The organism is Vibrio nitrifigilis, from assembly GCF_015686695.1.
Classification (GTDB): domain Bacteria; phylum Pseudomonadota; class Gammaproteobacteria; order Enterobacterales; family Vibrionaceae; genus Vibrio; species Vibrio nitrifigilis.
Map to the genome: position 1 here is coordinate 1,192,491 of NZ_JADPMR010000004.1, position 23,926 is coordinate 1,216,416.

Consider the following 23,926-nt stretch of genomic DNA (forward strand, 5'->3'; position numbering starts at 1 on the left):
AGATAGAAAATTTAGGCTTGTTGGATAAAACGATATTGTAAGTTGGACTGTTTCCAACCGTTCAATCTTAAACTGCGAGTTTGTGGCAGTAAGGCCCAATTATCACGAGGCAGTGCGCTAGCAAAATCGTGACTAAACAACGGGTGTATTGGATGAGGAAGCTCAGCAACCAAAGCATACGCAGGTGGATCAACGTCAGAGCCGATTTCAGCCATACTTAAACAGCGTTGATTGGTTGCAGGTGCATACCAAAGCCCGTCATGATTGTCTGTGTTATGCAGCGTTGGGATCTGTTTCTGAGTTAAACTTACGGTATGAACATCATGAGTCACATGGTGAGAAACCTGCTGAGTGCTGAATTTAGTGGTACTCAAATCCTTCCAGGTATTTGAACTAATACCAGAATAGACAGAGACAACTAACGCGAGCACTAACAAGGTTGTTAGCTTTCGCAAAGACAGTAACAGGTTTGATTCCATAGTCGGCATTATAAGAGCTGTTTACCATCGCGGTAAACAGCTCCTACACAACTATTTTGTTTCTGTTTGATCGGCCGTTGCTTTTTGACGTTTGCGAGTTGAACTGTATCTCTTATTCTAACAATTAGAATAACGTTTTGCGCGGCTACGTAGTGTCGTGAGTCCCATTTCGCCTTGAACCTGATTACGTCCTGAATTTTTCGAATCATACAACGCCAAATCGGCCCATTTTAAAGATTCATCCAAGCTAGGGTGATTAATATCAATAGTAGAGCAACCGATAGATACCGATACTTTTTCTTTTTTCCCGACAACAGAACTCAAACCGAGTTGAGCAACCCGAATGCGAATTTTTTCAGCGACATGCAATCCTTCTTCCCAAGTAGTATTGGGGAGTAACAATGAAAACTCTTCCCCGCCAAATCGGCCGACAATATCTGTATTTCTCACGGTACGATTAATGGTGCTTGCCACGCAGCGTAAGACTTTATCGCCGACATCATGCCCATAGGTATCATTGATATTTTTAAAAAAGTCGATATCTATCAATAGCACACAAATATTTCCGCCATCGCGAGATTGGCGCTGAATGGCTTTGTGCGATTCATCCGAAAATGCCATGCGATTATATAACCCCGTTAACGGATCATATTGTGCTGCATGGATCAATTTCTTTTCCATCGTCTGCCGCTTAGCTTCGATTTTCGAAAAGACCATTGCGCTGCTAAATGCTTGCAATAATAAAAACCAAAATAGCGAGATAATAATAACAGGCAACAGGACGTTGATATCAATGTCATTGCGCCATCTCACCACCATAATGCTTAAGCCAAGCGCAAACACGATGCCAGAGAAACATTGAACGCGAGCTAAACGGCCACTAACCGTAGTGGCTAGTAGTGCGTGTATTAGCCCATATTTGGCATTGATACTTAAGGTGACGAATATCAAAAATACACCGCAAATGATGGTGTTTAGCGACATTTGCCCATAGAAACTGTTGAGATTAAACACATACCCCACAATAGATATTGATGGGATAATGAAAGATAACATGGCCAGTGCTTGAGCAAAGAGATGCCGCCGATAGAAAGAAAACCACAATGAGGAGGTCAATAACACCATCATCCACACGGTGTTGATACCCATCTGATTCGTTTTGTGGTCGCCATATCGTTGATGAAATAAGGTAATTTCTCTATCTAAATCTAAGACCACGGTTAAATGCGTGTAATAAGAGAGGAGTTTAAAGATGAGAACTAAGCTACTTAGCATTAAAAAATACGCCATCAGACGGCGCTTATCGTGCAAAAAACAGAGAATAGAAACAGCACAACACCCTACAGTCAAGGCTGTCAGCAAATTCGTTGCAGGTCCATCCGGAAATATCCAATACAATGCTGGCACCGAAAATAAATAACCACTAACTGAGCCTGCCGTTATCAAAAATAACAATACACAAGCACACTCGCTGACCAGCGTTCGATATTCCACGTCATGATGCTTTATCCCGCATTGCTCTCGGGCTTGGCTCATCGGTCTATCTCAATCATTTTAGATAGTTGTAGAATAGCACTCCATTATATTAACCACTATAAAAACATGGGCAATTTCATTATTGAGACTCATAGGATGATCAATATCACTTAAAATGTTAACTAACAGTTAGTTAGAATAAATACTCTTAAATATTGCTGCGCTATGAAGCGATGAAAAAGACTGATAATCATGAGAAGTGCAATTCCTAGAGAGTCAATGTAAACTAACGCTTCTCATTGTTAATGATGTACAAAGGTAAAGAGATGAACCCAATTATCGCAATGCTAAAAGAAAACAATATTAGCGATCAGCAAATTAAAGAGCTTTTCGAAGCATTAACGCAGAACCCTCTTGCTGCAATGGCGACTATCGGCCAATTGGGTTTACCTCAAGAACAGCTTCAAGCTTTGATGGGACAAGTAATGCAAAATCCTGCATTAATTAAAGATGCAGTCAATGAGCTTGGTTTAGACTTTTCAAAAGTTGAAGAAGCCAAAGCTCGTTTGAACAAATAAGCCATTCATCTGGCACAGCAAACCTATTCAATAAGTCATAATTTGGTTGTTATGGCTTATTTTTATTATTAACTGCCCTTTCTAACTTTAACCTACTGATTAAAATATCATTTTTAGATTAATTTACCGCAAATTTGCAAGAAAAATCTCAATAATGAAACTGAACAACTATTGAGCGTTTTTTGCATTCTTTTCAATCAGTTTTGGAAATAATATCCCAATGTAAACTGACATACCCAAATAACCACAAGAGACAGTATTCAGATCGTCATCAACGAACACAGACCAAATTCAATCGCAGAGAGAATGGTCATTCCTGTTCAACGTTACTGGGCGCAGATATGAGCTTATTGATGAGCGCCAAAAGGCGAGTTGTATGCGCTGCAACAGAACCTTAAGGTTACTTGGGTATACCGCACATTCTCATAAATATAACTACTGTGCGATACGACTCATCTTCATTGTGGATTATTAATTATGTTTAAAACGTTAACTATTGCAGCTTGTTTATCCATTGCAGGAATGGCAAATGCTACGTCATGCGATAGTCGCTCTCCATTATTCGACCAATATTATCAACCCCATCAGACAGAAAGTAGTGTAACTACAACATCTGTATCCATCACAAACTCTGACAACAACATGCCATCTAATCATCGCCAATTTTGGTCTCAATCTGATAGAGAACAAGCATTTAATGCGATTGACCAAGGAGAACGTGTTATCCCGACAGATAACGCTTGGGCATGTGGACATGATCAACCTCGAACCGTCAGTACCAGCACGCTCTCATTTCCTAGCATTCCTCATCGAGATTTTCCGCCGATGCATCGCCCTCACCCCCATGTCACACCCGTTTCAGATCCGGACACACAAACCGTAGAAACCCCAGAACCCGGTACGTTAGGCACAATGCTATTAGGATTGGTCTTGTGTGGTTTTATTGTTCGCCAACGAAAACATCGTGGCAATAATCCATCACTCTCTCTCGCCTCAATGTAATCCCCATTCTATTGGGGTTAGTGCCGACAAATGATTCTCACCATTTATCGGCACTCATAACGAGCAAACCTTGATTGATTATCGATTGTTGTAAACCACTTTAAATATCAAGCAGACCGGCTAATTCAAACCAAGTAGCTTCCTGCCAAAACCCGTTGGCTGCACCACTGGTAGATGGCAGTACGACTAGCTGCGTCTTTCCGATCATGTCTGTTTGTAAACCCAGCGCTATTCGAGTTTTACCTAAAAATACCTGTGCCGATTTCTTACCATTAAATGCCAATATTTTCGGTTGATAATGCAACATTTTCTCACGAAGCACTTGAGGGTTTGAACGTTTAAAATCGATATCAGCATCACTGCCAGATTGCCCTTTGACAACGTCAGTGAGGCCAATGCCATATTGCCCAACCGAACGATATTCACTGGGTGACAAAAGACGAGGGGTTAAACCTATTTTATAAAGCGTTGGCCAGAATTTATTTCCTGGGCCCGCATAATATTGGTTCCGTTTAGCCGATACTGCGCCAGCAGCAGTGCCGCAGAACACGATGTTTAAGTGGTGATCGAGTATATCATCTAGCATGGGAGCCACTTCGTTCTACAAATTCAAGCACAATTAAGCCTCAAAGAAGCGTACTTGGACATCTTTAGGTTTCGCGTAGTAAGGAAAAGAGGTGACAATAAAATCAGCACCTGCAGCCACAAACTCTACGACATTATTGGGGTTAACACCACCCGCTATACCTAATTTAGTGTTCAGTTGATGCTCTTGAATAAACTGCCGACATACCGTGATTTGTTCTGGAGTGAACTTATCCAGCTGGAGCACCGGAACTCCTGCATCCAACCATGACATCGCATCTTCAACAGAGTGAACTTCAACTACAGGTTTGTGCTCTGGTGATTTTTTATCAAATTGATGTAACATTGCGCGGGGCGTTAAAGAGCTAAATTGCCGATGCTCTGCGAATACCAAAATACTCTCTGATGAGCCTAATCGATGCATTATTCCACCACCAGATCGAATCGCTTTAACGGAAAGAGCCTTCGTATTAGGCACTTGCTTACGTGTGCAAGCAATCGGCATCCCTTTGGCATTTTGCACCATGCTCGCCGTACAGCTGGCAACTCCACTCATCCATTCAATCAATACTTGAGCTGATTTCCACACCAAAAAGAGCGCATGAGCATTCCCAGAGGCATTTAGAATATGATCTCCCGCTCGGCAATGATCACCCGATGAGACCAATACAGTTGCAGTCGCCCCTTTCAGCTCGAACATTCTAGCCGCCTCTTCCACACCGCTAACTGTCATATCATAGCGAGCCGTCAACTCGATATGAATACTATGTTTAGGCGCAAGAAGCAGGGATGTGGTGAGGTCGCCAAACGGCGCATCATCTGCCAATAATGATTCAAGTTGTTGATCAGTAAGTACCCTTTCCATGGTTATTCCTTATAATCAATCCGTTATACCCAAGTAACCTTGATGACGCTCTGAACACGGTATCTTGAGGTCATTTAGGTATCAGCTATCATGTGCTTTTCTTTGTCTATATTCAATGATCTTGCCGCCTAGCGCGAACAATTGAAATAACGCCATATTAAGCAGTTGCCGCATTCACTAGTAATCTCGCAATTAACTCCGTTGTGACTGCGGGTTCATCCGTCTGGCGACAATATTCAATCACAGGGTCACAAATTTCATGGACTTCTAAATGGCGCCCTTGCTCCATATCTACCTGCATCGATGTTTTGATATCACCAAAGTGACAAATAAGATCAAACATTTCGTCCACATCTGCTTTCTTCAAAGGCACGCCTGCCGCATTGGCTGCTCTAGCCGTCTCTTCCATCATGGTATAAACCGTTTTACGTAACACCGGATCTTGAGTCACCGCACCCGTTTTAAGATCGGTTAACGCAGTAATAGGGTTCACGCCATTATTAATGACTAACTTTCGCCACAACGCGTAACGCACATCATCATAGAGTCGATTAGGAATCTGTGCCTGAGTAAATACCTCCGAAAGCTGTTGACATAATTGAGCCATTTCCGGGTTTAAAGCCGTTGTTGGCCAAGCGCCAAAATCAATTTGCCCAGCACCTTGAGCTTTGATTTTCCCCGGAGCAACAATATGGCCACTGATATAAATACCCAATCCGCCAATCGTTCTTTCTCGCCCAACACACGCTTCAATCAATCCCTCGTTGGTCACACCATTTTGAATGGATAAAATTGGCACTGAACTTGTGCCCAACCAATCGTCCATTTCAGCCAACATAGCTTGAGTTGCGCCGCCTTTTGCCCCGAGAATTAATAAATGAAAACTCTGACTATCGTGATCTCGACATAAGCCTGCCACATCGGTCGCTGTTACAGGCTGATCAAAATGAAAATCAGCGTGATCGATATGTAACCCATCCTGTTGTAATGCAGTTAAATGATTGCCTCGAGCCACTAAAATACATTCATGCCCCGCTTCAATCAGCCTCGCTGCGTAATAACAACCAATACCACCGGCACCAAGCATTGCAAATTTCATGATTCCTTTCCTTTGACGTTATGGTTCGTATGCGTTCAAACTAACTGGATTCGTTTCTGTACACAACCGAGTGCATCTCAATAACCTAATTTATAGGGTATTGCATTTGTGCTTCAGTATAATTTCGGTAATATATCCAAATCTAACGGCTCACGTATCTAGAACGAATAACTCTCCTTGCGCCAGCCAGTACCGAGTCAGAACTCGAATCGCACATTTCAACCATGTTATACAGGACATCTAATGAACCCTACTGATGGCTTACCTATGCCACAACGCATTGGGGCTATCATCACTATTGCTTTAGGTATCACTATGGCGGTACTCGATGGAACCATCGCTAATGTGGCTCTACCTAGTATTGCTACAGACTTAAACACTAGTGCCGGCGCCTCTATTTGGATCGTCAACGGCTACCAATTAGTGATTACCATGACCTTACTTTCTCTCTCTTCATTAGGAGAAATTATCGGTTATCGCCGTGTATATAAAGTAGGGTTAATCCTGTTTTCAGGAATGTCGCTCGGCTGTGCCTTATCAGATTCACTGCTTACCTTAACCGTTGCTCGTATTCTACAAGGCTTTGGGGCGGCGGCTTTAATGAGCGTCAATACAGCATTATTGAGGCTTATTTATCCGAAATCTAAGTTAGGACGAGGAATGGGCATTAATGCCCTAGTCGTCGCGATATCGGCAGCAGCAGGTCCAACGGTAGCGGCTCTAATTTTATCGTTGGCATCATGGCCATGGTTATTCGCGATTAATGTACCGCTAGGGATCGTTGCTTTTACGTTAGCAGTCAAATACCTGCCTGCAAATGACACGAAAGGCAATCGCAGATTTGATGGTGTCAGCGGTGTATTAAATGCGTTAACGTTCGGATTGTTTTTTATTGCCCTGACCAGCTTCGCCCAAGGTGAGAATTTAACCTTCGTCGCTATAGAATGTATTGCAACATTGATCATTGGCACCGTTTTTGTTCGCCGCCAACTGAGTAACCCTTTTCCTTTACTGCCCATCGATCTACTTCGAATCCCTATTTTCTCTCTCTCTATTTGCACGTCAATCTGTTCCTTCTGCGCGCAAATGCTGACCATGGTCTCCATACCGTTTTATTTCCAGCGTACGCTTGGGCTGAGTGAAACAGAAACAGGATTTCTCTTAACTCCCTGGCCATTAGCCACCATGATCACCGCCCCCATTGCTGGGCGATTAATCGAAAAAGTTCATGCGGGGATATTAGGCGCTATCGGCTTAGCGGTGTTTTCTATTGGGCTGTTCTCGCTCGCATTGCTACCCACCGCACCAAGTTACTTTGAGGTGGCAATTCGAATGGCCATTTGCGGGGCAGGATTCGGCCTATTTCAATCGCCCAATAATCACACGATCGTGAGTTCTGCTCCGCGTAACCGAAGTGGGGGAGCAAGTGGTATGTTAGGTACTGCAAGATTAGTCGGGCAAACATCTGGTACCGCTTTAGTAGCGTTGATGTTTAACTTATTCACCACCAACGGAACCCATATCTGCCTTGTCACTGGGGGGATATTAGCGGTCATTGCTGCCATTATCAGTGGCCTGCGCTATAAAGCCTAGACCACTAACAAAACAAGAAGATGCTGGGTGAACTTATTCACCTAGCAATTCTTCAACCGCTGCATAGGCTTCAGACCCATAAACAATGGAAGGGCCGCCACCCATTAATAATGCCACATCGATGGTTTCAACTAACTCTTGCTTGGTCGCGCCTTGATGTATTGCACCCGCAACATGAGCTCCGATACACCCATCACATCGAACTGCAATAGCAATACCAAGCGCGATCAGTTCCTTTTGTTTCGTACTTAACGCCCCTTCTTTGAGCGCTTCTTGCTGTAAATGACGAAATCCCGCCATGACATCCGGACTCGCCTTACCGTACGCTGCTGTCAGTTTCTTCTTATGACGATTAAATTCTGTATAAGATTGTTCCATTGTCTTCTACCTAGATAGTTGATTTAGTGAAAACATTAAAATAATTACTCACACAAATCTAGTCGATACCTAACAAATGGCGTTACACCCCTGCCGAAAGCGTTCATAAAACCACCAGCCCAATGATTACTTTGCTTTTACTACTTTTAACCCTTATTTTGTTATGTTATAACATTTCCTTAATATTAAGTCTTGAGGGGGACATAATATGCAATTAGAACATTCCCACAAGTTACCCGTTACTGTTCTATCTGGTTTTCTTGGCGCTGGTAAAACAACGGTATTAAGTCATATTCTCAATAATCGACAAAGCCGCAAAGTCGCAGTAATCGTTAACGATATGAGTGAAATCAATATCGACAGATCAATTGTCGAACACGAAGTTTCACTGAATCGAAGTGAAGAAAAATTGGTTTCAATGAGTAACGGTTGTATCTGCTGCACGTTAAGAGAAGACTTACTACAAGAGGTAAGTAAACTGGCTCATGAAGGGAAATTTGACTATCTTGTTATTGAATCAACGGGCATTTCCGAACCCCTCCCGGTAGCAGAAACGTTTACATTTGAAGATGATAATGGTGATTCGCTGTCAAATGTTGCACAGCTCGACACTATGGTCACGGTTGTTGATGCGGTAAATTTCTTCAATGATTATGAAGAAGCCAAATCACTACAGGCAACCGGTGAATCACTTGGCGAAGACGATGAGCGCCGTGTTACCGATCTCCTCATTGATCAAATTGAATTTGCCAACATTATTTTGCTTAGCAAAACCGATTTGGTGTCGACCGAACAAGTTAAAAAACTCACGGCGATTATCCGCACTCTGAATACAGACGCGGAGATTGTTCCGATCAGTCAGGGCTATATTGACGTCAATAAAGTGTTGGGGACTGGCCTATTCGATTTCGAAAAAGCCGCTCAATCTCCAGGTTGGTTGAAAGAGATGCGTGGCGAACACGTACCAGAAACAGAAGAGTACGGCATCAGCAGTTTCCCTTACACCGCACGTAAGCCATTTCATCCGCAGCGTTTTTATGATTTTCTCAATAGCTTGCAGACCAATCGCCAATTAATCCGTTCTAAAGGGTATTTCTGGCTCGCAAGCCGCACAGGTTATGTCGGGCAATGGAGTCAAGCTGGTGGTGTATCTCGCCATGGTTTTGTCGGATTATTTTGGAAAGCCGTACCGAAACAATATTGGCCAACAGATGCTGATAGCCTCAAATCAATCAACGATATTTGGGTAGAACCATTCGGCGATATGCGTCAAGAGCTCGTTTTTATCGGTCAAAATCTTGATCAAGCCATGCTCACCGAACAGCTCAACCACTGTTTGCTCACCGAAACAGAGATGTATAACGCTGATTGGGAAGCCTTACCTGATCCATATCCAGCTTGGGGCAATTAATTCATGAGCTTAGTAAACGAAACCGCTCAGGCACTAAAGGGCCTTAACTGCACCGCTTCGATCGGACAAGAACCGCAAACGCTGACCCACATTTATCAACCTGAACGACCGCTATGACTAAGATTGAACACATTCTCAACTACGCTAAAGACTCATGTTTAACTCATGGTTCACACCTTACCCCAAAAAGAAAAGTCATTTTGATGGGGCTGATTGAATCAGGCAAAGCACTATCCGCCTATGAGTTAGTGGACTACTGCAAAGAAAACTATAGCGAAGTTATCCCTGTGATGTCGGTGTACCGAATTTTGGAGTTTTTCCAACAGCTTCATTTGGTGCACAGACTTCATATCGTCAATAAATATGTCTCATGTTCACATATCTTAGATGACGATGATAACGAATGTTCTCTGTTCTTAATCTGTACTAAGTGCAACAAGGTTAAAGAAGTTCATGTGGATGAGTCTATGTTGAGAAATTTAAAAAACAGTATCAATGACAGCGAATTTCACGTGGTTACACCGCAGCTTGAGTTGGAATGTGAATGTGATGAATGCGCCGAGAAAGACACACAGACCCGCTCTAGCCAAAAGATGAATCAGGACAAACGATGAAAGCATAAGGAATCAAACAGACTTACGTCGTTAACGAAAAATTCATTGCTATCGGCTTCACTCCCCATATGGGCGAACTAACCGTTAATTTAAGATTGGATACACTATGAATAATCTACACCCGCTCCCCGATATTACTTCTGCTGATCAAGCAATTCAGCCAGCAACCCTACAATGGGTAGGCATGTCTGGGGTAGCTGTTCCGCTTTATATTCCAAATTCTTCAGGTTCCTCAATCCCCGTATCTGGCAAAGCCGAACTCTTTGTTAGCTTGGATAAAGCGGAGGCAAAAGGCATTCATATGTCGCGTTTATACGCAAACTTGAATGACCTATTAGCACAACAAGAGCTGACTCAATCTGCTTTGGAATTATTCCTTTTCTCTATGGTGGAATCTCAAGCAGGAATCAGCCAAAACGCATGCTTCAATGTTGAATTCGATCTACCACTGAACAAAAAAGCGCTCTTGAGTGATAAAGCAGGCTACCAAACGTACACCGTGCGTTTACATGTTGAAAAGCGTCAAAATGTAGCACAAACCCGTGTTGAACTCGCCATTCCATATTCGAGTACTTGCCCTTGTTCAGCCTCACTATCACGCCAATTGCTAGCACAAGAAATTGAACAACAATTCTCTACAGGTAACATTGATAAAGAGCAATTACTGCAATGGATTAAATCTGAACAAGGCACTGTTGCAACACCGCATAGCCAACGCTCTTTTGCTCATATCCATTTGACCTTTGAAGATTATCACTGCCCTGATTTACCAACACTGATCCAACATTTCGAACAAGTGATTGGGACACCTGTACAAACAGCGGTTAAGCGCCAAGATGAACAAGCATTTGCCGGGCTAAATGCCCAAAACTTGATGTTCTGTGAAGATGCAGCTCGTCGTCTTAAAAATGCTCTCGAAGCAATGGAACAGGTAAGTGACTATTGGTTCAAAGTGGATCATCAAGAAAGCTTACATGCGCATAACGCCGTTGCCATTGACCAGAAATATCCGAATAAATAGGAACTGTGAGCTCATGATTAGAAAAAACCCATCAGGTCAATTGCCACATATTTCGCCTAAGGCTTTTATTGACCCAACCGCCATTATTTGTGGTCACGTCATTATTGAAGACAATGTATTTGTCGGACCCTATGTGGTCATTCGTGCTGACGAAGTGAATGCCGAAGGTACGATGGAACCTATCATCATTAAACAAGATTCAAACCTACAAGATGGGGTAGTGATTCATTCAAAAGACGGCGCTGCCGTAACGGTTGGGGCTCGAAGCTCTATCGCTCACCGCTCTATTGTGCACGGTCCATGTACGGTTGGCGATGATGTATTTATCGGTTTCAACACGGTGATTTTTAATACTCACATTGGGAATGGTTGCGTTATTCGCCATAACAGCGTTGTCGATGGTATGGATTTACCAGAACAATTCCATATACCGCCGATGACCAACATTGGCCCCCATTTTGATCTTAATAGTATTGAAAAAGTACCGCCTCAATATTCAGAATTTTCTGAATCTGTCGTGAGCGCTAATAACGCCTTAGTGGAAGGTTATAAAAAGATTTCTAACGAATTTTAGTTTTGTCGAATTGATGAGGTAAACATTCATGCTGAGAAGGTAGTCTCATCTTTTCGACATTTTATCTATTGGGCGAGCCAACACGTTATACGCATGGCTCGCTTTCTTAAATTAATGGGCAAATTTCAGCAGCACCACACCAGACATAATCAACATCACTCCCATATAACGCACCATCGATGTAGGATCGTTGTAGAATAAAATGCCAACTAAAAAGGTGCCTGCTGCACCAATCCCAGTCCAAACTGCATAAGCAGTTCCCATCGGAATTGATTTTTGAGCAAGAAATAACAGAGTACCGCTGATTACCATAAACGCGATTGCCATCCCTATACCAAGCCATTTACATGTACCAGATTGAGCTAATTTCAATCCGATTGGCCATCCAATCTCAGTTAATCCTGCTAACACCAAGTAGAACCAGCTCATAACACGTTACTCCTCTTAGTTAGAACAGGTGATTTGCGCGACATAGTATCAACTATTATGATAGTTAAAAGTTAATTACTATCGAATTTTTTCATATGTTGAGTTTGGAACAAGTTAAGATGCTCGTGCTTTCCGCAGAGCTCGGATCATTTTCAGCCTGTGCGCGACGGATGGGAAAAGTACAATCCGCAGTCAGCCATGGTATTAGTAGTTTAGAGATCGATTTAGGTGTCGAGCTTTTTGATCGCTCTTCCAGAAGCCCAAAGCTGACTGCTGCAGGTGAGCGCTTACTACGCAGCGCAAAGACTCTATTATCACAATCAGATGAGCTGGAACGCATCGCAGATGCTATTCAACGTAAAGAAGAAGGGGTACTCACTATTGCGATAGATGATGGATTATTTATTCCAGAGATGAGTAACCTTTTGCCGCAATTGGCCAATAAATTCCCTTTTCTTCAGTTAGACTTGCTCACCTTAGCATCGACAGATATTAGCCATGAGGTTGCCAATGGTGACGTCGATTTGGGCATTATGTTTTCCGAAATTGAAGAGTTGAAGCAAGTCGATTTTTGCTACGTTGGCAGTGTTGACTACATAGCAGTGTGTCATCCGGATTTTGCTTTAGCCTCACATCCGGTTATTTCAGCATCAGATTTAGTTCCCTACCGCCAAGTTGCGATTCGAGGAAGGCTGAAACAAGAGTCACAATCTCTCATCAGCATGTCACCGAAAGTATGGTGGTGCTCAAGCCATCACAGTGCACTGCAGTTAGTACAACAAAAAGTCGGTTGGGCATATTTACCTGAGTTTTTGGTTGAGACTCTTATTGCATCGGGTGAACTGCATCATCTGCAAGTCGCCTTTGATTATAAGCCGTGGTCGGTTCCTATCGATTTAGTGTTCAAAAAAGGGGGACCTCATGGACCAGCCTATCAATGGTTATTTGATGAAATAAAAGCCATGTACGCAAAACAGTAAATCAACTGTGATATGCATGGCGCAAGGCACAGCTATAAAAAAACCACGACGTTAGACGCCGTGGTTCGATACTGTATACTGATTTTGCTGAGATCAACCGATTCTAGGTTGTGTCTCTTCATCCCGATACGTAAGTACTTCATAACCATTGGCGGTCACGAGTACCGTATGTTCTGATTGTGCCGACAATTTTTTATCGCGCGTAATGACGGTCCAACCATCACGTTTATTTTTAATTTTTGCCGTACCTTGGTTAATCATTGGCTCAATAGTAAAAATCATCCCTTCTTTTAATTTGAGCCCAGTGCCTCGACGGCCATAATGAAGAACATGTGGCGCTTCATGCATTTCTTGGCCAATACCGTGACCACAATACTCGCGCACTACACTATAACCATTTGTTTCAGCGTATTTTTGAATCGCATAACCGATATCACCCAAGGTTGCGCCAGGCTTAACTTGTTTGATCCCTTCCCACATAGCTTCATAGGTGGTGTTAACCAGTTTTTTCGCCAACGGCGATGCCTCTGGCATCACATACATTTTACTAGAATCAGCGATATAACCATTTTTCTCTAGTGTAATATCACAGTTAATAATATCTTTGGCTTTCAGAGCTTGTCCTTCTTTAGGAACACCGTGGCAAACCACCTCATTAATAGAGGTATTGAGAACATATTGGTAATCATACTGACCTTTACTCGCAGGGCGAGACTGCAGTTCATTAACAATAAAATCTTCTACTTTGTCGTTGATTTCCATTGTCGTAACACCTGGCACGACAAAACCATCAAGCATCGCAAATACCTTGGCTAAAAGCTTGCCAGATTGGCGCATTAACTCTTGTTCTTGTTGATTTTTAATAATGACAGTTTCAGTCATTCATTCACTCCTCTGCACATACGTCTTCTGGTATTTCAACATCTTTCATCAGCTGAGCAATGATGTCGTTAAAGGACAAGCCAGGATTTTTTTCAGCCAACATTCCAATTTTCATCCAAAATTCCGCTTGTGAGTTTATCGAACGCAGCATAACTGCACTCGCTTTGCGTACTTCCGCATGCAAATTATCTGAGATTTTTACAATACCCATAATATACGTTTCATATATAAAACATATACGCATGATAGGCTTATTTATTGAACATTCAACCATGTAAAAATCAAGGTTAATACACTACTAACAAAGAATTACCTTGCATAATTCTTTGTGGCTATTTTAAAAATCCAAATAATAACCTATTGATTTAAAATAAAAATTAAAACAAAAAAAGCAAATAAGAATATTAGATTTATACGCTTTTATTTATATACTTAAACATACCTTTTCACCATTAAAGATCAGCGAATGAAGAAAATCGTATTGGGTTGTATTCTGTGGTCTCTATTAGTGTTAACTATCATTGGTAGTGTTTTGCTTCCTATCCAAACCGATCGCGTTGTGTCTTTACACAACATTGAACCACAAAAAAATAGTGCATTAGTCTTTTTCGGTTTTCCAACATGTTCAGGAAGTTGTCCTGTCACCATGGCCTACCTTACCGACATGATTCAAACATGGCCAAACGATGGCACTGATTCTCCCGATATCATATTTATTAACATTGACTTAGACAGTAATGAACATGCAACACAAGAGTACGCGCAGAGCTTTCATTCCTCTTTTTATGGCTACCAGCCCACATATAAACAATTAAAACAATTTACAGCTGACTTTGGCCTCAACATCAAAAAAATCCAAGATGACATATCGCATAAAGCAAGAACTTATTATATCGAGAAGCAAGGTAGTCAGTGGCGGCTAAAACAAGTATTTAACCCAGAGCGATTGGAATACGCACAACTATCCAACGCCCTCTCAACCGACGGAATATAGACATGTTTAAATATCTATTTATGCCGTACAACGCCGCACTGACACCAGAGCTAAAACAGGCGTTTACTGACGACTTTAAAAATACAGATAAGATTCTTATTGCCGTATGTGTCGTTTACTTTTTGCTTGTCGCTGGTGCCACATCGCAACAATATGGCTACTATAAACTCGGTCTAATCGGTGGAGGCATAGCAGCGATCATACCGTTGATTGCCTATTTTACGATGGCAGGGACAGTTATGTGCCGCGTGATCATTGCCACCGCGCTTATGTTGTTTTTTATTATTACGACACAACAATCCAATGGGTTGGGAGAAGGACATTTTGTCTTTTTCGTTAACTTAGCGATGCTCACCCGCTACCGTGATTGGACTCCACTTCTAACCGGATTCCTTGTTGCAGGTATTTACCATTTTGCTATCACCTATTGCCAATTTGCGGGTGTCTCTTTAGGCGGTATCAATCTGCTGATATTTTCTTGGGGAGATGAAACGAGCTGGGGACTGCTTGCGCCGTTGACCTATCATTTGGTCATTGCAATCATCGCATTCGTCGTAGGAAGCTATTACGTATTAGAAGGTAACCGCAACTTTACCGAATCCCACATGATTAAAAACGCGGTTAAACGAGGCTATCGAGGTGACATGACATCGCACCTCAACACTGAATTGGTCGACACTGAACTTACAAAACAAACCAATCAGTTTTTTATGTCGATTAGAGAGACATTAACAAAATTCGTCTCAGTCACGCACTCTCTGACTCAACATACTTACGAATTATCAACGTCTTCTCAAACTTTAGCGAGCAGTGCCTCTTCCCAAAGTTCTGAAATACGTGGCATTACTCACTCAGTGGAAGAAATGGTCGAAGCAACTCGCGCTATTGCAGAAAATGCCGAAGAGACGTCACATGGTTCCCAGCAATGTGTTACAGCATCAACAGAAGGAGCAAATGCGGCGAACCGTTTTAGTCAATCAATTGCCTCATTAGCGAAAGAAGTCGGCGCTGCGGGTTCAATTATGGATGAAATAGAAAACCGTGGTCAACAAATCAACAGCATAGTATCAGCCATTCGTGGTATCGCGGAGCAAACTAACTTATTAGCACTGAATGCTGCGATTGAAGCTGCCCGTGCAGGTGAACAAGGCAGAGGCTTTGCCGTAGTAGCTGATGAAGTACGGGTTCTTTCTCAGCGCACACATACATCGACAGAAGAGATCACTGCTATGATCCAATCTTTTCAAGAGATCACGTCGAACGCCAGCACCTCAATGCAATCTTGCCAAGAACTGGCAGCATCATCCGTTGAAGAATCTCATGGTGTGCAAGAACACTTTGACACCATTTCTACCACTATTGATTCGATAAATAATCGCGTCGCTCAAATTGCGACAGCGGCAGAACAACAATCGATGACGAATACAGAAATCAGTAATAACGTCACCCAAGTTTCTACTTCTGCACAAACTTTTACCGATGAATCAAAAGGCATCGACCAACATGCGCAAGAGTTACGTCAACTTAACGAAGAACTCAACACCATACTTCAGCATTTTAAGCTGAGTTAATCGAGCGGATTTAACAGGGCTAGATAGCCCTGTTAATATCAAGCTGAACTTAAGTCAAACTAACACACCTTAACCTGTTCAGTGACACCCAATCGTTGAGCTTGAAAAGCGTTCAAAAATGCACCGGTAAAATCCACATACTCAGACTTTGTGCCAATCAAGTTAGTTTCACGTAGGTCACTGCCCAAGAAGGATATTGGTGCACTGCTCGTAATATTGAGGTTGCCACCCACAAAACGACAATGGTTGAATCGAACATTTTGGCTATCACAAGAAGCCAAATCACACTCAACAAAGGTCGCAGCTTCAATAGAAAAATCACTGAACTCGATTGATTGCCCTGTACAACATTCCCAACGGCTTTGACTTTGAGTGGATTCAGGCTCATTAAACGCAATATCTTTCCACACAGAGCCAGTTAATGTGCAATGGCTTAATGATAAACGATAGGCTATCGTTGAACGGATCAGACACCCCGACAGATTACAATGTTCAAATTTAGTGCCTATCAAGGATGTTTTTGTGAATTGGCACACTTGGTCATCGACAAAAAAATCACAACGATGAAATGACGAATGATTACATTGAGCGTTGGAAAAATCACAACCGATAAACTGACAGTCAGTAAATACCACGTTTTCCAATGTAGCGTTTTCAAATGATACGTGATGAAAAGAACATGACGAAATAGTACCTCCGTGTTGAGCGATTAACACTTGGATATTCGTTATATCGTTTGTTTGATAATGATGCTGATATTGAGTCATCAGTGATGCTCTCTAAATTACGGATGATTAATGATGGCGATTATACCTAAGTCTCTGTATGTGCGAGGATTCACAGATCAATAATTCGTGCATGTTTATCATGTTTTGCACTCCGTTTGTTCTATTTCTTTCCGGTTGCTGCAGAACTTAGCAACCCGATCATACTCGAATGCCTCTCCCTAATCCGAGAAAATGTTTAAAATTTAAAGCGCTAATCAAAAATCCTTCGCATTATGACAAAGTGTGGGATTGCCCTAGCACCTCGGTTGTAACCATCAGCATCACCAACACTTGTTAGCAATAGCAGTGAAGTGCACACCAAACATTAATAGGAACCGCTCGGTTTTATCTAGAAAATCCCTAAAATCACTTTAATTTTAATATTTGCATAATTCAAAATCATCCTTATTTAACAAATAGTTATATTGATAAAGATAATTTAAAATGCAAAAACCGTGATCGAAATAACTTATTTGTAGATTTGCGAAAATTTTTTATTGCGCAGAAAAAATTCTGAATCTAATATTCAACTGCTTCTTGATGATAGCCAATCCTAGTACATCACAAACTCATTGTGGCAAGGCGATAGAGCAACTATCCAAGAGTGACTTTGACGGCGTTTACACGCTTTTATTTTCGCTCCGCTTTTCTTGCTCTTTAACCACATATGTGAGGAAAGCTTGTTACTGTATAGGAGGGCTATTATGGCTCGCTCAGTATTGGATTTTTCCGCATTTTCTCACTCTGTATCTTCAGAAGAAACTCATCTTATTGAATCATTAGTTGCTCAATACGGCGCACCACTTATGCTGCTTGACTGCGATAGCATTCGTCAGCAATACCGTGCGTTAAAAGCAGCACTTCCAGGCGTGACTTTGCACTTTGCATTGAAACCACTACCGCTCCCCGCTGTAGTGCAAACCCTGCTAGCTGAAGGTGCGAGCTTTGACTTAGCGACATCCGGTGAAGTTGATCTGGTCTCACGAGAAGGTGTTCCAGCAGAACGTACCATTCATACTCACCCAATAAAACGTGATGCTGATATTCGCGATGCATTGGCGTATGGCTGCGACGTATTTGTTGTTGATAACATGAATGAGTTAGAAAAATTCATTCCTTATCGTGACCAAACAGACGTATTAATCCGTTTAAGTTTCCGTAACGCTGAAGCGTTTGCTGATTTATCGAAGAAATTCTGTTGTTCGGCAGATGGAGCAATTGAAATTGCGACTCGTGCACAAGAATTGGGGATTCGTATCAAAGGCTTGTCGTTCCATGTCGGTTCACAAACCATCGACCCAACCAAATATGTAGACGCGATTCACGCGTGCCATGAGGTAATGGTACGTATTGCGGAGCTTGGCCTTCCTGCGATCAGTACACTTGATATCGGTGGTGGATTCCCAGTGGCATATAATGATGAAGTGATGCCTATCGACCAATTCTGCCAACCGATTAACGAGGCACTGGCCTGTTTGCCAGATACCGTTCAGGTTCTCGCAGAACCAGGGCGCTTTATCGTTGCTCCAGCAATGACGAACGTCGCTTCAGTGATGGGACAAGCCGATCGTGAAGGTGAAACTTGGTACTACTTAGACGACGGTGTGTATGGTTCGTTCAGCGGTTTGATTTTTGACCATGGCGATTACCCTATTATCTCTCTAAATCAAGAAGGTGAACGTTTCCCAAGCGTTTTAGCTGGGCCAACTTGTGACAGTATTGACGTGGTTGCAGAACATATTTTGCTACCAAAACTCAATAATGGTGATTTGATTATCACCCGCATGATGGGCGCGTACAGCAGTGCAACAGCGACAGACTTTAACTTCTTCAAACGTGCACAAACTGTTGTGTTAAACGACATTGCACTTGAAAATCGTATGATTGGCTAACCATCCAGTTATGACTTGCACAAAAAATGGCGCTCTTAAAGCGCCATTTTTATTCTCTCTTTCGTTATTTAGCAAATAACTGTCCCATATCTTGAAACGCCTTAAATTCAAGCGCATTTCCACATGGATCGAGGAAAAACATTGTAGCCTGCTCACCCACTTCGCCTTTAAAACGAATGTAAGGTTCAATAACAAACTCTGTGTTATGCTCTTTTAGGCGTTCAGCTAGAGCATGCCAATCATCCCAATCAAGCACAACACCAAAGTGTGGTACTGGCACATCATGACCATCAACTGGATTGGTATGAGCAGACTGTTGAGACGGTGTTTTAGGATGCTCGTGAATAACCAGCTGATGCCCAAAAAAGTTGAAATCAACCCACTGAGTGCTCGAACGCCCTTCTTCGAGACCAAAAACTTGACCATAAAAATGGCGTGCCGCAGGTAAATCATAAACTGGTATTGCTAGATGAAATGGATTAACTTTCATATTCCCTCAATGTATTACTACTTCCATGTGTATCCAATATTAGATGACCATTTGTTATCGCCTTGCGACAACGTACTTCATAATAACTAAGCAAGCTCAGATGAGAAGCAGTAAATTTTTATGTGATTAGATAAAATTTACTTATGCCCAACGGTAGACATCACGCTTACGCTACTTTAGTCCAAATTGCTCTATTTGGCCTATTTCCCCTCTGTGGCATTGTGATGCTGGCTTCGGTTCAATCTAACCGCCTCATATTTCGTAATTATTTTTAATACCAATATCGAAATGGAGCGGCATACGCCATTTTGCTAATGAGAGAAAAGTAAAAATAACCCCACTTAACAGAAGTAAAATTCCCGCTATTTCAAACCATTGAAAGAAAATAAGTAATACAGAGGGTGCCAAAAATAGTGGTATTGTTTTTAGACCAATTACGCGAAAGCAAAATGATTCTTTTAGCGCAATCCCACTAAAAGTAACAAAGATAAAACCAAGAGTTAACCACCAAAACTGCCAATGGTAATCAGCGACGATAAGTATGGCAGATACCCATGTCGACCATTGAATAACGAATCGGATCACTTTGCTATACACATGAATATTAGCGGCACAAATGACGGCGGATATGAAGGCAATAACGATCGAACTATGAAGACTGACGCCGTTCTGTGGCATGCGATGCAGAAAATTAAGACCAAGCAGGAACAGAGAGAAAGCAAATAAGGAGATACCTAAACGGTAAAAACAAACGCTCAACTTATCAAGGACGTCGAGCGTATCTTGGTATTCTGGGTTAGCCATGGGAGTTACCTAACATAAAGAAGGAGTTAGTATAACCCACGCTGAAGTATTCAATCTAGAGACTGTTTTTTTGCGATGATGTAGTGATAATAACTTTCGTAAGAGAATTCCCCTGTTTGAGGACTTTGAATACACTGCACATCCGTAAAACCATTACTTTCTAACAGACGGGTGGTTTTCTCTAAATCATAACAAGTGAAGTGTGACTCATACAGTTTTGTGGCACCACTGTCATCAACAACTAAATTACGATTGACCAAGCAATCACTCTCTTCCACAAAAAAGCGTTTTGTTATTCTCACATGTGGTAAAGCAGAGAAGTAAGTAGCATCTTCACTTCCAGAAACCAATGTCGATTCAGACAATAAAGAAGCAAAAAAATCAGGATGAAATACTTCTAGAATAATGTAACCATCCTCCCTAATATGCTGAGCTGCAGAACTAATAAGAGAGCTAGAATCTTTTATTTCGTTTAATAAACCAAAGAGCACTAAACCTGCGTCGTATTGTTTTTCACATTCCATATCTTGGATATTACAGCAAAAAAACTGGCTATCACGAACGTGTTCTTTAGCATACTCGATTGCCGCAGGTGATATGTCAACACCATCACAAGAGTAGCCGAAATAATTAAATTGCTCACAATATAAGCCCGGTCCACAACCTATATCAAGCAATTTTCTTCCGATACTCAACTGCTTAAACAGTCCATCTAAGAAACGAACTTCTTTTTGTATAAATGACTTTGCCCGAGAACCACTTAAACTATTTTGATTTAGGTGTTCAACCAGCATTAACTTACTAAACTCTTCATTACCCCATGGTAACAATAACGAGTCATCAGCCTTTTCACTAAAGAATTTATTAATTATATTTTTCATAACAAAATGAGGTGGCATTTGCCACCCCCACTCCTAACATCTATATTATAGAAGATTCTTTATACTATAGATTAATTAAAATGCGTTAAATGCGTTAAATGCGTTAAATGCGTTGTTCATAATTTTATCCCTTTAATTTCATTGATTTAACTAACTTTTGTCAGCCCGAAAAAGCTTACTCATTAATACCAACACGGTCAATAATGTTATCATAAAGGGTCGAACCATGTCCCAGCCCAGGACACAAAAAGCCCATTGCCATATACATATAATTTTCACGCTATTTTGTATTATCATGACACGATTATATATATAGACTAATGATATCATTTAATGAATAGTAAGTTCTACTGGCTTTCTGCTGCACATTTATTATCCTCTACAGCCTTATCAAGTTTCTTATTAATCCAGCAATACATCACCACTAACGTTCTATCATCTCCCGAGTTAGTGGGCATACTTCTTGCCGTTAACTTTTTACCTAAAGTCGTTTTTATTCCTATTGGTGGTTATATTGCAGACAGATATAGTAAGCGAGCATTGCTATTTAATACTACGTTTTTAAGAATTATACTGCTCTTATGGGCAGCTTATTTCTCCTATGCTGGCAGTTTAGCGATGGAACAGCTTTATGTCATATCTTTTGTTTTTGGTATCCTAGACGCTATATTTATACCAACTGCAAACTCATGTTTACCTTATATTGTATCTAATAAAAAGTTACATAAAGCTAACTCTATTTTTTCTGCTTGCTACCAGTTAGGGGTGATTATTGGTCCGTTAGTTATTTCTATATTGATTGATGATTTTTCCTTAACTGACGCCCTGATTTCTACTGTTATCATTTTAATTATTTGTAGCTTAGCGACTTTACAGGTATTGACTGAACCTGTCTCACAAAACGGTTTAGTTGAGGGGCCAGTGAAAAGTATTCTATCAGGATATGAAGTGATCAAAAAAATCAATATGGCGCAAGACCTCGGATTTTTGACTATCACTAGCTTCTTTTTTATCGGTGTATTAACTGTTCTAACACCATCTTTAGCTGCCATCAACTTCGGTAGCAATGCTAAATATATTGGCTCTCTTAACGCTATCTATGGTGTTGGAATAATCGCATTTTCTCTTTTTGCTCAATTTTCCAAATCATCCCTAAGAGTCAGTCTTCTTACTGCAACCATGATGTTGTCAATACTGATAATTATGTTATCACAAACAACGACATATATACTTTCGTCAATAATTTATTTCATCTGTGGATTCATTATTTCTTGGGTCAATGTATCAGTTATAACAACCGCACAGCAACGATCACCTAAAGAGCTAGTGGGAAAAACAATCGCTTTGATTGTCTTTTCAAGTCAAGTATGTCTGCCACTTTCGTTCGGTCTTATCAGTCTACTCATTAACCTGAATTTTTCTGTTCCAGATATCACTCTAATTTATGGTATTGGCTTCATGATCTTAAGTGTAGTTGTTGCTTACATTAGACATTCATTCAATATAAAGGCCCTGCGAGAATGATTTATTAATCAATTAGATATAGAATGGTGCAACGTCCTCTTTTTGATAAATATTTAGTCTAATTTCAAATAGGAACCAGCACACCAAATAGCGATTTAACTAGATGGTGAAAGTAAATGACAGCGTACTGTATGAGTATTGATATGAAACATAATATATATCCATTTGTTGCGGATGAGATCAAACGACTACTGAAAACAAAATCCATTAGTTATAAGCACCTAGGCGATTATTTAAGTGTTTCAGAAAAAACCATCACTCGATCCCTAAACGGTCACCAAGAGCTTAGTTTAGAAAGACTCTCGTCTATTTGCGCCCTGTTAAATATGCAACTTTCAGATCTATTGAATCTTGCAGAAAAAAACATGTCAAAAATTCATTATTTTAATGATAAACAAGATCTTGCGATGTCTGAGAATCCAGAAATTTATAAACTATTACATGGTGTTTTTTCAGAGCAGAACATCGAGGTTTTAGCGCAAGAGCGAGGTAAATCTATAGCTGAGATGTACCTTGCTCTTAGGGATTTGGAAAAGTTAGACCTTATCACTATTGGAACTAACAACACTTGTAGATTGTGCGTCCCCAAATACATAGCATTTAGACCTAATTCTCGTTATGCAAAAAAAATTAAAAACGCAACTATGAGCGCATTATTAGAATCGTGCTGTCAGGAAATCACTGCAGATACAACAACTTTAAAATTTGTCAGTGTGGAGTTAACCGAAGAAGAATATATGACGTTTCGCGAAGACATAAGAAACTATTTATTGCGTCTAGTGAGAGATCAATATAAAAAAATTGATGACCCACGCTCTAGCTATACTATCGGGATAATGGCTAACCCTGGTAAATACTATCCAGAAGGTTATAACATCTAACTAACTATTTTTTCTAAGTGTTACACCTTGGACTGCAAGCTGTAGAGCCTACTTTATCGTGTATTCTGCAGCTTGTTCGCACTTTTTTAGATACGACTTACACTTAGCCTGTTATAGCCCCCGATAAAGATGGTATAGTCAGTCTCTAATTCTATG

26 protein-coding genes are annotated in these 23,926 nt (G+C 41.1%); 13 read left to right on the forward strand and 13 right to left on the reverse strand.

Going from position 1 to position 23,926, the window contains the following annotated elements; all coding sequences use genetic code 11:
• Positions 1 to 11 precede the first annotated feature (11 nt).
• Entirely contained in the window at positions 12 to 479 is a 468-nt protein-coding gene (locus tag I1A42_RS21730; RefSeq protein WP_196124982.1) for a hypothetical protein, read from the reverse strand.
• A gap of 117 nt (positions 480 to 596) precedes the next feature.
• Positions 597 to 2,015 carry a GGDEF domain-containing protein gene (locus I1A42_RS21735; protein WP_196124984.1) on the reverse strand — a complete coding sequence of 473 codons (1,419 nt, stop codon included), beginning with the start codon at positions 2,013 to 2,015 and terminating at the stop codon, positions 597 to 599.
• A 266-nt stretch (positions 2,016 to 2,281) separates the two neighbouring features.
• On the opposite strand from I1A42_RS21735, the gene I1A42_RS21740 reads away from it, so the two are divergent.
• Both I1A42_RS21740 and I1A42_RS21745 read left to right on the forward strand, forming a co-directional pair.
• Positions 2,282 to 2,533 carry a DUF2999 family protein gene (locus I1A42_RS21740; protein ID WP_161157617.1) on the forward strand — a complete coding sequence of 84 codons (252 nt, stop codon included), beginning with the start codon at positions 2,282 to 2,284 and terminating at the stop codon, positions 2,531 to 2,533.
• 477 nt (positions 2,534 to 3,010) lie between these two features.
• Positions 3,011 to 3,535: a PEP-CTERM sorting domain-containing protein gene (locus I1A42_RS21745; protein ID WP_196124986.1), complete on the forward strand. Its 525-nt coding sequence runs from the start codon at positions 3,011 to 3,013 to the stop codon at positions 3,533 to 3,535.
• 100 nt (positions 3,536 to 3,635) lie between these two features.
• Here the strand turns inward: I1A42_RS21745 and I1A42_RS21750 are convergent, their stop codons facing one another.
• The 3 genes from I1A42_RS21750 to I1A42_RS21760 all read right to left on the reverse strand — a co-directional run bounded on the left by I1A42_RS21750 (position 3,636) and on the right by I1A42_RS21760 (position 6,084).
• Positions 3,636 to 4,121, reverse strand: coding sequence for a mismatch-specific DNA-glycosylase (locus I1A42_RS21750; RefSeq protein ID WP_196124988.1), 486 nt, complete (start codon positions 4,119 to 4,121; stop codon positions 3,636 to 3,638).
• Positions 4,122 to 4,154: 33 nt separating this feature from the next.
• Positions 4,155 to 4,985, reverse strand: a complete 831-nt coding sequence (modD, locus tag I1A42_RS21755) for a ModD protein (protein ID WP_196124990.1) — start codon at positions 4,983 to 4,985, stop codon at positions 4,155 to 4,157.
• 157 nt (positions 4,986 to 5,142) lie between these two features.
• The gene (locus I1A42_RS21760) at positions 5,143 to 6,084 is read right to left on the reverse strand and encodes a ketopantoate reductase family protein (protein WP_196124992.1); all 942 of its coding nucleotides are present in this window, start codon (positions 6,082 to 6,084) and stop codon (positions 5,143 to 5,145) included.
• A 243-nt stretch (positions 6,085 to 6,327) separates the two neighbouring features.
• Between I1A42_RS21760 and I1A42_RS21765 the strand changes: the two genes are divergently transcribed.
• On the forward strand, positions 6,328 to 7,677 hold the full coding sequence (locus tag I1A42_RS21765; RefSeq protein WP_196124994.1) for an MFS transporter: 1,350 nt from the start codon (positions 6,328 to 6,330) through the stop codon (positions 7,675 to 7,677).
• Positions 7,678 to 7,710: 33 nt separating this feature from the next.
• Here the strand turns inward: I1A42_RS21765 and I1A42_RS21770 are convergent, their stop codons facing one another.
• Entirely contained in the window at positions 7,711 to 8,055 is a 345-nt protein-coding gene (locus I1A42_RS21770; RefSeq protein WP_161157611.1) for a carboxymuconolactone decarboxylase family protein, read from the reverse strand.
• Positions 8,056 to 8,263: 208 nt separating this feature from the next.
• On the opposite strand from I1A42_RS21770, the gene zigA reads away from it, so the two are divergent.
• The 4 genes from zigA to I1A42_RS21790 all read left to right on the forward strand — a co-directional run bounded on the left by zigA (position 8,264) and on the right by I1A42_RS21790 (position 11,675).
• Positions 8,264 to 9,466 carry a zinc metallochaperone GTPase ZigA gene (zigA, locus tag I1A42_RS21775; protein ID WP_196124996.1) on the forward strand — a complete coding sequence of 401 codons (1,203 nt, stop codon included), beginning with the start codon at positions 8,264 to 8,266 and terminating at the stop codon, positions 9,464 to 9,466.
• A gap of 113 nt (positions 9,467 to 9,579) precedes the next feature.
• Positions 9,580 to 10,080 (forward strand): Fur family transcriptional regulator, encoded by a 501-nt coding sequence (locus I1A42_RS21780; RefSeq protein ID WP_196124998.1) that lies wholly within the window; start codon positions 9,580 to 9,582, stop codon positions 10,078 to 10,080.
• A 106-nt stretch (positions 10,081 to 10,186) separates the two neighbouring features.
• Positions 10,187 to 11,101, forward strand: a complete 915-nt coding sequence (gene folE2 / locus I1A42_RS21785; protein ID WP_196125000.1) for a GTP cyclohydrolase FolE2 — start codon at positions 10,187 to 10,189, stop codon at positions 11,099 to 11,101.
• A gap of 13 nt (positions 11,102 to 11,114) precedes the next feature.
• Entirely contained in the window at positions 11,115 to 11,675 is a 561-nt protein-coding gene (locus tag I1A42_RS21790; protein WP_161153154.1) for a DapH/DapD/GlmU-related protein, read from the forward strand.
• 111 nt (positions 11,676 to 11,786) lie between these two features.
• On the opposite strand, the gene I1A42_RS21795 is transcribed toward I1A42_RS21790, so the two are convergent.
• The gene (locus I1A42_RS21795) at positions 11,787 to 12,104 is read right to left on the reverse strand and encodes a DMT family transporter (RefSeq protein WP_161153155.1); all 318 of its coding nucleotides are present in this window, start codon (positions 12,102 to 12,104) and stop codon (positions 11,787 to 11,789) included.
• Positions 12,105 to 12,199: 95 nt separating this feature from the next.
• On the opposite strand from I1A42_RS21795, the gene I1A42_RS21800 reads away from it, so the two are divergent.
• Complete coding sequence (locus tag I1A42_RS21800) at positions 12,200 to 13,084, forward strand: LysR family transcriptional regulator (RefSeq protein ID WP_196125002.1); 885 nt, start codon at positions 12,200 to 12,202, stop codon at positions 13,082 to 13,084.
• 93 nt (positions 13,085 to 13,177) lie between these two features.
• On the opposite strand, the gene map is transcribed toward I1A42_RS21800, so the two are convergent.
• Complete coding sequence (gene map / locus I1A42_RS21805; RefSeq protein WP_161153157.1) at positions 13,178 to 13,966, reverse strand: type I methionyl aminopeptidase; 789 nt, start codon at positions 13,964 to 13,966, stop codon at positions 13,178 to 13,180.
• A gap of 4 nt (positions 13,967 to 13,970) precedes the next feature.
• Complete coding sequence (locus I1A42_RS21810; RefSeq protein ID WP_161153158.1) at positions 13,971 to 14,177, reverse strand: ParD-like family protein; 207 nt, start codon at positions 14,175 to 14,177, stop codon at positions 13,971 to 13,973.
• A gap of 255 nt (positions 14,178 to 14,432) precedes the next feature.
• Between I1A42_RS21810 and I1A42_RS21815 the strand changes: the two genes are divergently transcribed.
• Together I1A42_RS21815 and I1A42_RS21820 are read left to right on the forward strand one after the other, a co-directional pair.
• Entirely contained in the window at positions 14,433 to 14,960 is a 528-nt protein-coding gene (locus I1A42_RS21815) for an SCO family protein (RefSeq protein ID WP_161153159.1), read from the forward strand.
• 2 nt (positions 14,961 to 14,962) lie between these two features.
• Positions 14,963 to 16,531: a methyl-accepting chemotaxis protein gene (locus I1A42_RS21820; protein WP_161153160.1), complete on the forward strand. Its 1,569-nt coding sequence runs from the start codon at positions 14,963 to 14,965 to the stop codon at positions 16,529 to 16,531.
• A 59-nt stretch (positions 16,532 to 16,590) separates the two neighbouring features.
• Here the strand turns inward: I1A42_RS21820 and I1A42_RS21825 are convergent, their stop codons facing one another.
• Complete coding sequence (locus I1A42_RS21825; RefSeq protein ID WP_196125004.1) at positions 16,591 to 17,298, reverse strand: pentapeptide repeat-containing protein; 708 nt, start codon at positions 17,296 to 17,298, stop codon at positions 16,591 to 16,593.
• 704 nt (positions 17,299 to 18,002) lie between these two features.
• Between I1A42_RS21825 and I1A42_RS21830 the strand changes: the two genes are divergently transcribed.
• Positions 18,003 to 19,190, forward strand: a complete 1,188-nt coding sequence (locus I1A42_RS21830) for a type III PLP-dependent enzyme (protein ID WP_196125007.1) — start codon at positions 18,003 to 18,005, stop codon at positions 19,188 to 19,190.
• Positions 19,191 to 19,254: 64 nt separating this feature from the next.
• Here the strand turns inward: I1A42_RS21830 and I1A42_RS21835 are convergent, their stop codons facing one another.
• The 3 genes from I1A42_RS21835 to I1A42_RS21845 form a co-directional block, all read right to left on the reverse strand.
• Entirely contained in the window at positions 19,255 to 19,680 is a 426-nt protein-coding gene (locus I1A42_RS21835; protein ID WP_161153163.1) for a VOC family protein, read from the reverse strand.
• A gap of 252 nt (positions 19,681 to 19,932) precedes the next feature.
• Entirely contained in the window at positions 19,933 to 20,484 is a 552-nt protein-coding gene (locus I1A42_RS21840) for a DUF2301 domain-containing membrane protein (protein ID WP_196125009.1), read from the reverse strand.
• Positions 20,485 to 20,534: 50 nt separating this feature from the next.
• A complete protein-coding gene (locus I1A42_RS21845) occupies positions 20,535 to 21,383 on the reverse strand; it encodes a class I SAM-dependent methyltransferase (protein ID WP_161153165.1) in 849 nt (282 codons plus the stop codon).
• A gap of 315 nt (positions 21,384 to 21,698) precedes the next feature.
• Here I1A42_RS21845 and I1A42_RS21850 point away from each other — a divergent pair, with 315 nt between their 5' ends.
• The gene (locus I1A42_RS21850) at positions 21,699 to 22,889 is read left to right on the forward strand and encodes an MFS transporter (protein WP_161153166.1); all 1,191 of its coding nucleotides are present in this window, start codon (positions 21,699 to 21,701) and stop codon (positions 22,887 to 22,889) included.
• A gap of 143 nt (positions 22,890 to 23,032) precedes the next feature.
• Positions 23,033 to 23,770: a helix-turn-helix domain-containing protein gene (locus tag I1A42_RS21855; protein ID WP_161153167.1), complete on the forward strand. Its 738-nt coding sequence runs from the start codon at positions 23,033 to 23,035 to the stop codon at positions 23,768 to 23,770.
• Positions 23,771 to 23,926 lie beyond the last annotated feature (156 nt).

Excerpts from the sequence above, each read along its gene's own strand:
- I1A42_RS21730 (WP_196124982.1), bottom strand. The coding sequence starts at position 479 with ATGGAATCAAACCTGTTACTGTCTTTGCGAAAGCTAACAACCTTGTTA.
- I1A42_RS21735 (WP_196124984.1), bottom strand. The coding sequence starts at position 2,015 with ATGAGCCAAGCCCGAGAGCAATGCGGGATAAAGCATCATGACGTGGAA.
- I1A42_RS21740 (WP_161157617.1), top strand. The coding sequence starts at position 2,282 with ATGAACCCAATTATCGCAATGCTAAAAGAAAACAATATTAGCGATCAG.
- I1A42_RS21745 (WP_196124986.1), top strand. The coding sequence starts at position 3,011 with ATGTTTAAAACGTTAACTATTGCAGCTTGTTTATCCATTGCAGGAATG.
- I1A42_RS21750 (WP_196124988.1), bottom strand. The coding sequence starts at position 4,121 with ATGCTAGATGATATACTCGATCACCACTTAAACATCGTGTTCTGCGGC.
- modD (WP_196124990.1), bottom strand. The coding sequence starts at position 4,985 with ATGGAAAGGGTACTTACTGATCAACAACTTGAATCATTATTGGCAGAT.
- I1A42_RS21760 (WP_196124992.1), bottom strand. The coding sequence starts at position 6,084 with ATGAAATTTGCAATGCTTGGTGCCGGTGGTATTGGTTGTTATTACGCA.
- I1A42_RS21765 (WP_196124994.1), top strand. The coding sequence starts at position 6,328 with ATGAACCCTACTGATGGCTTACCTATGCCACAACGCATTGGGGCTATC.
- I1A42_RS21770 (WP_161157611.1), bottom strand. The coding sequence starts at position 8,055 with ATGGAACAATCTTATACAGAATTTAATCGTCATAAGAAGAAACTGACA.
- zigA (WP_196124996.1), top strand. The coding sequence starts at position 8,264 with ATGCAATTAGAACATTCCCACAAGTTACCCGTTACTGTTCTATCTGGT.
- I1A42_RS21780 (WP_196124998.1), top strand. The coding sequence starts at position 9,580 with ATGACTAAGATTGAACACATTCTCAACTACGCTAAAGACTCATGTTTA.
- folE2 (WP_196125000.1), top strand. The coding sequence starts at position 10,187 with ATGAATAATCTACACCCGCTCCCCGATATTACTTCTGCTGATCAAGCA.
- I1A42_RS21790 (WP_161153154.1), top strand. The coding sequence starts at position 11,115 with ATGATTAGAAAAAACCCATCAGGTCAATTGCCACATATTTCGCCTAAG.
- I1A42_RS21795 (WP_161153155.1), bottom strand. The coding sequence starts at position 12,104 with ATGAGCTGGTTCTACTTGGTGTTAGCAGGATTAACTGAGATTGGATGG.
- I1A42_RS21800 (WP_196125002.1), top strand. The coding sequence starts at position 12,200 with ATGTTGAGTTTGGAACAAGTTAAGATGCTCGTGCTTTCCGCAGAGCTC.
- map (WP_161153157.1), bottom strand. The coding sequence starts at position 13,966 with ATGACTGAAACTGTCATTATTAAAAATCAACAAGAACAAGAGTTAATG.
- I1A42_RS21810 (WP_161153158.1), bottom strand. The coding sequence starts at position 14,177 with ATGGGTATTGTAAAAATCTCAGATAATTTGCATGCGGAAGTACGCAAA.
- I1A42_RS21815 (WP_161153159.1), top strand. The coding sequence starts at position 14,433 with ATGAAGAAAATCGTATTGGGTTGTATTCTGTGGTCTCTATTAGTGTTA.
- I1A42_RS21820 (WP_161153160.1), top strand. The coding sequence starts at position 14,963 with ATGTTTAAATATCTATTTATGCCGTACAACGCCGCACTGACACCAGAG.
- I1A42_RS21825 (WP_196125004.1), bottom strand. The coding sequence starts at position 17,298 with ATGACTCAATATCAGCATCATTATCAAACAAACGATATAACGAATATC.
- I1A42_RS21830 (WP_196125007.1), top strand. The coding sequence starts at position 18,003 with ATGGCTCGCTCAGTATTGGATTTTTCCGCATTTTCTCACTCTGTATCT.
- I1A42_RS21835 (WP_161153163.1), bottom strand. The coding sequence starts at position 19,680 with ATGAAAGTTAATCCATTTCATCTAGCAATACCAGTTTATGATTTACCT.
- I1A42_RS21840 (WP_196125009.1), bottom strand. The coding sequence starts at position 20,484 with ATGGCTAACCCAGAATACCAAGATACGCTCGACGTCCTTGATAAGTTG.
- I1A42_RS21845 (WP_161153165.1), bottom strand. The coding sequence starts at position 21,383 with ATGCCACCTCATTTTGTTATGAAAAATATAATTAATAAATTCTTTAGT.
- I1A42_RS21850 (WP_161153166.1), top strand. The coding sequence starts at position 21,699 with ATGAATAGTAAGTTCTACTGGCTTTCTGCTGCACATTTATTATCCTCT.
- I1A42_RS21855 (WP_161153167.1), top strand. The coding sequence starts at position 23,033 with ATGAAACATAATATATATCCATTTGTTGCGGATGAGATCAAACGACTA.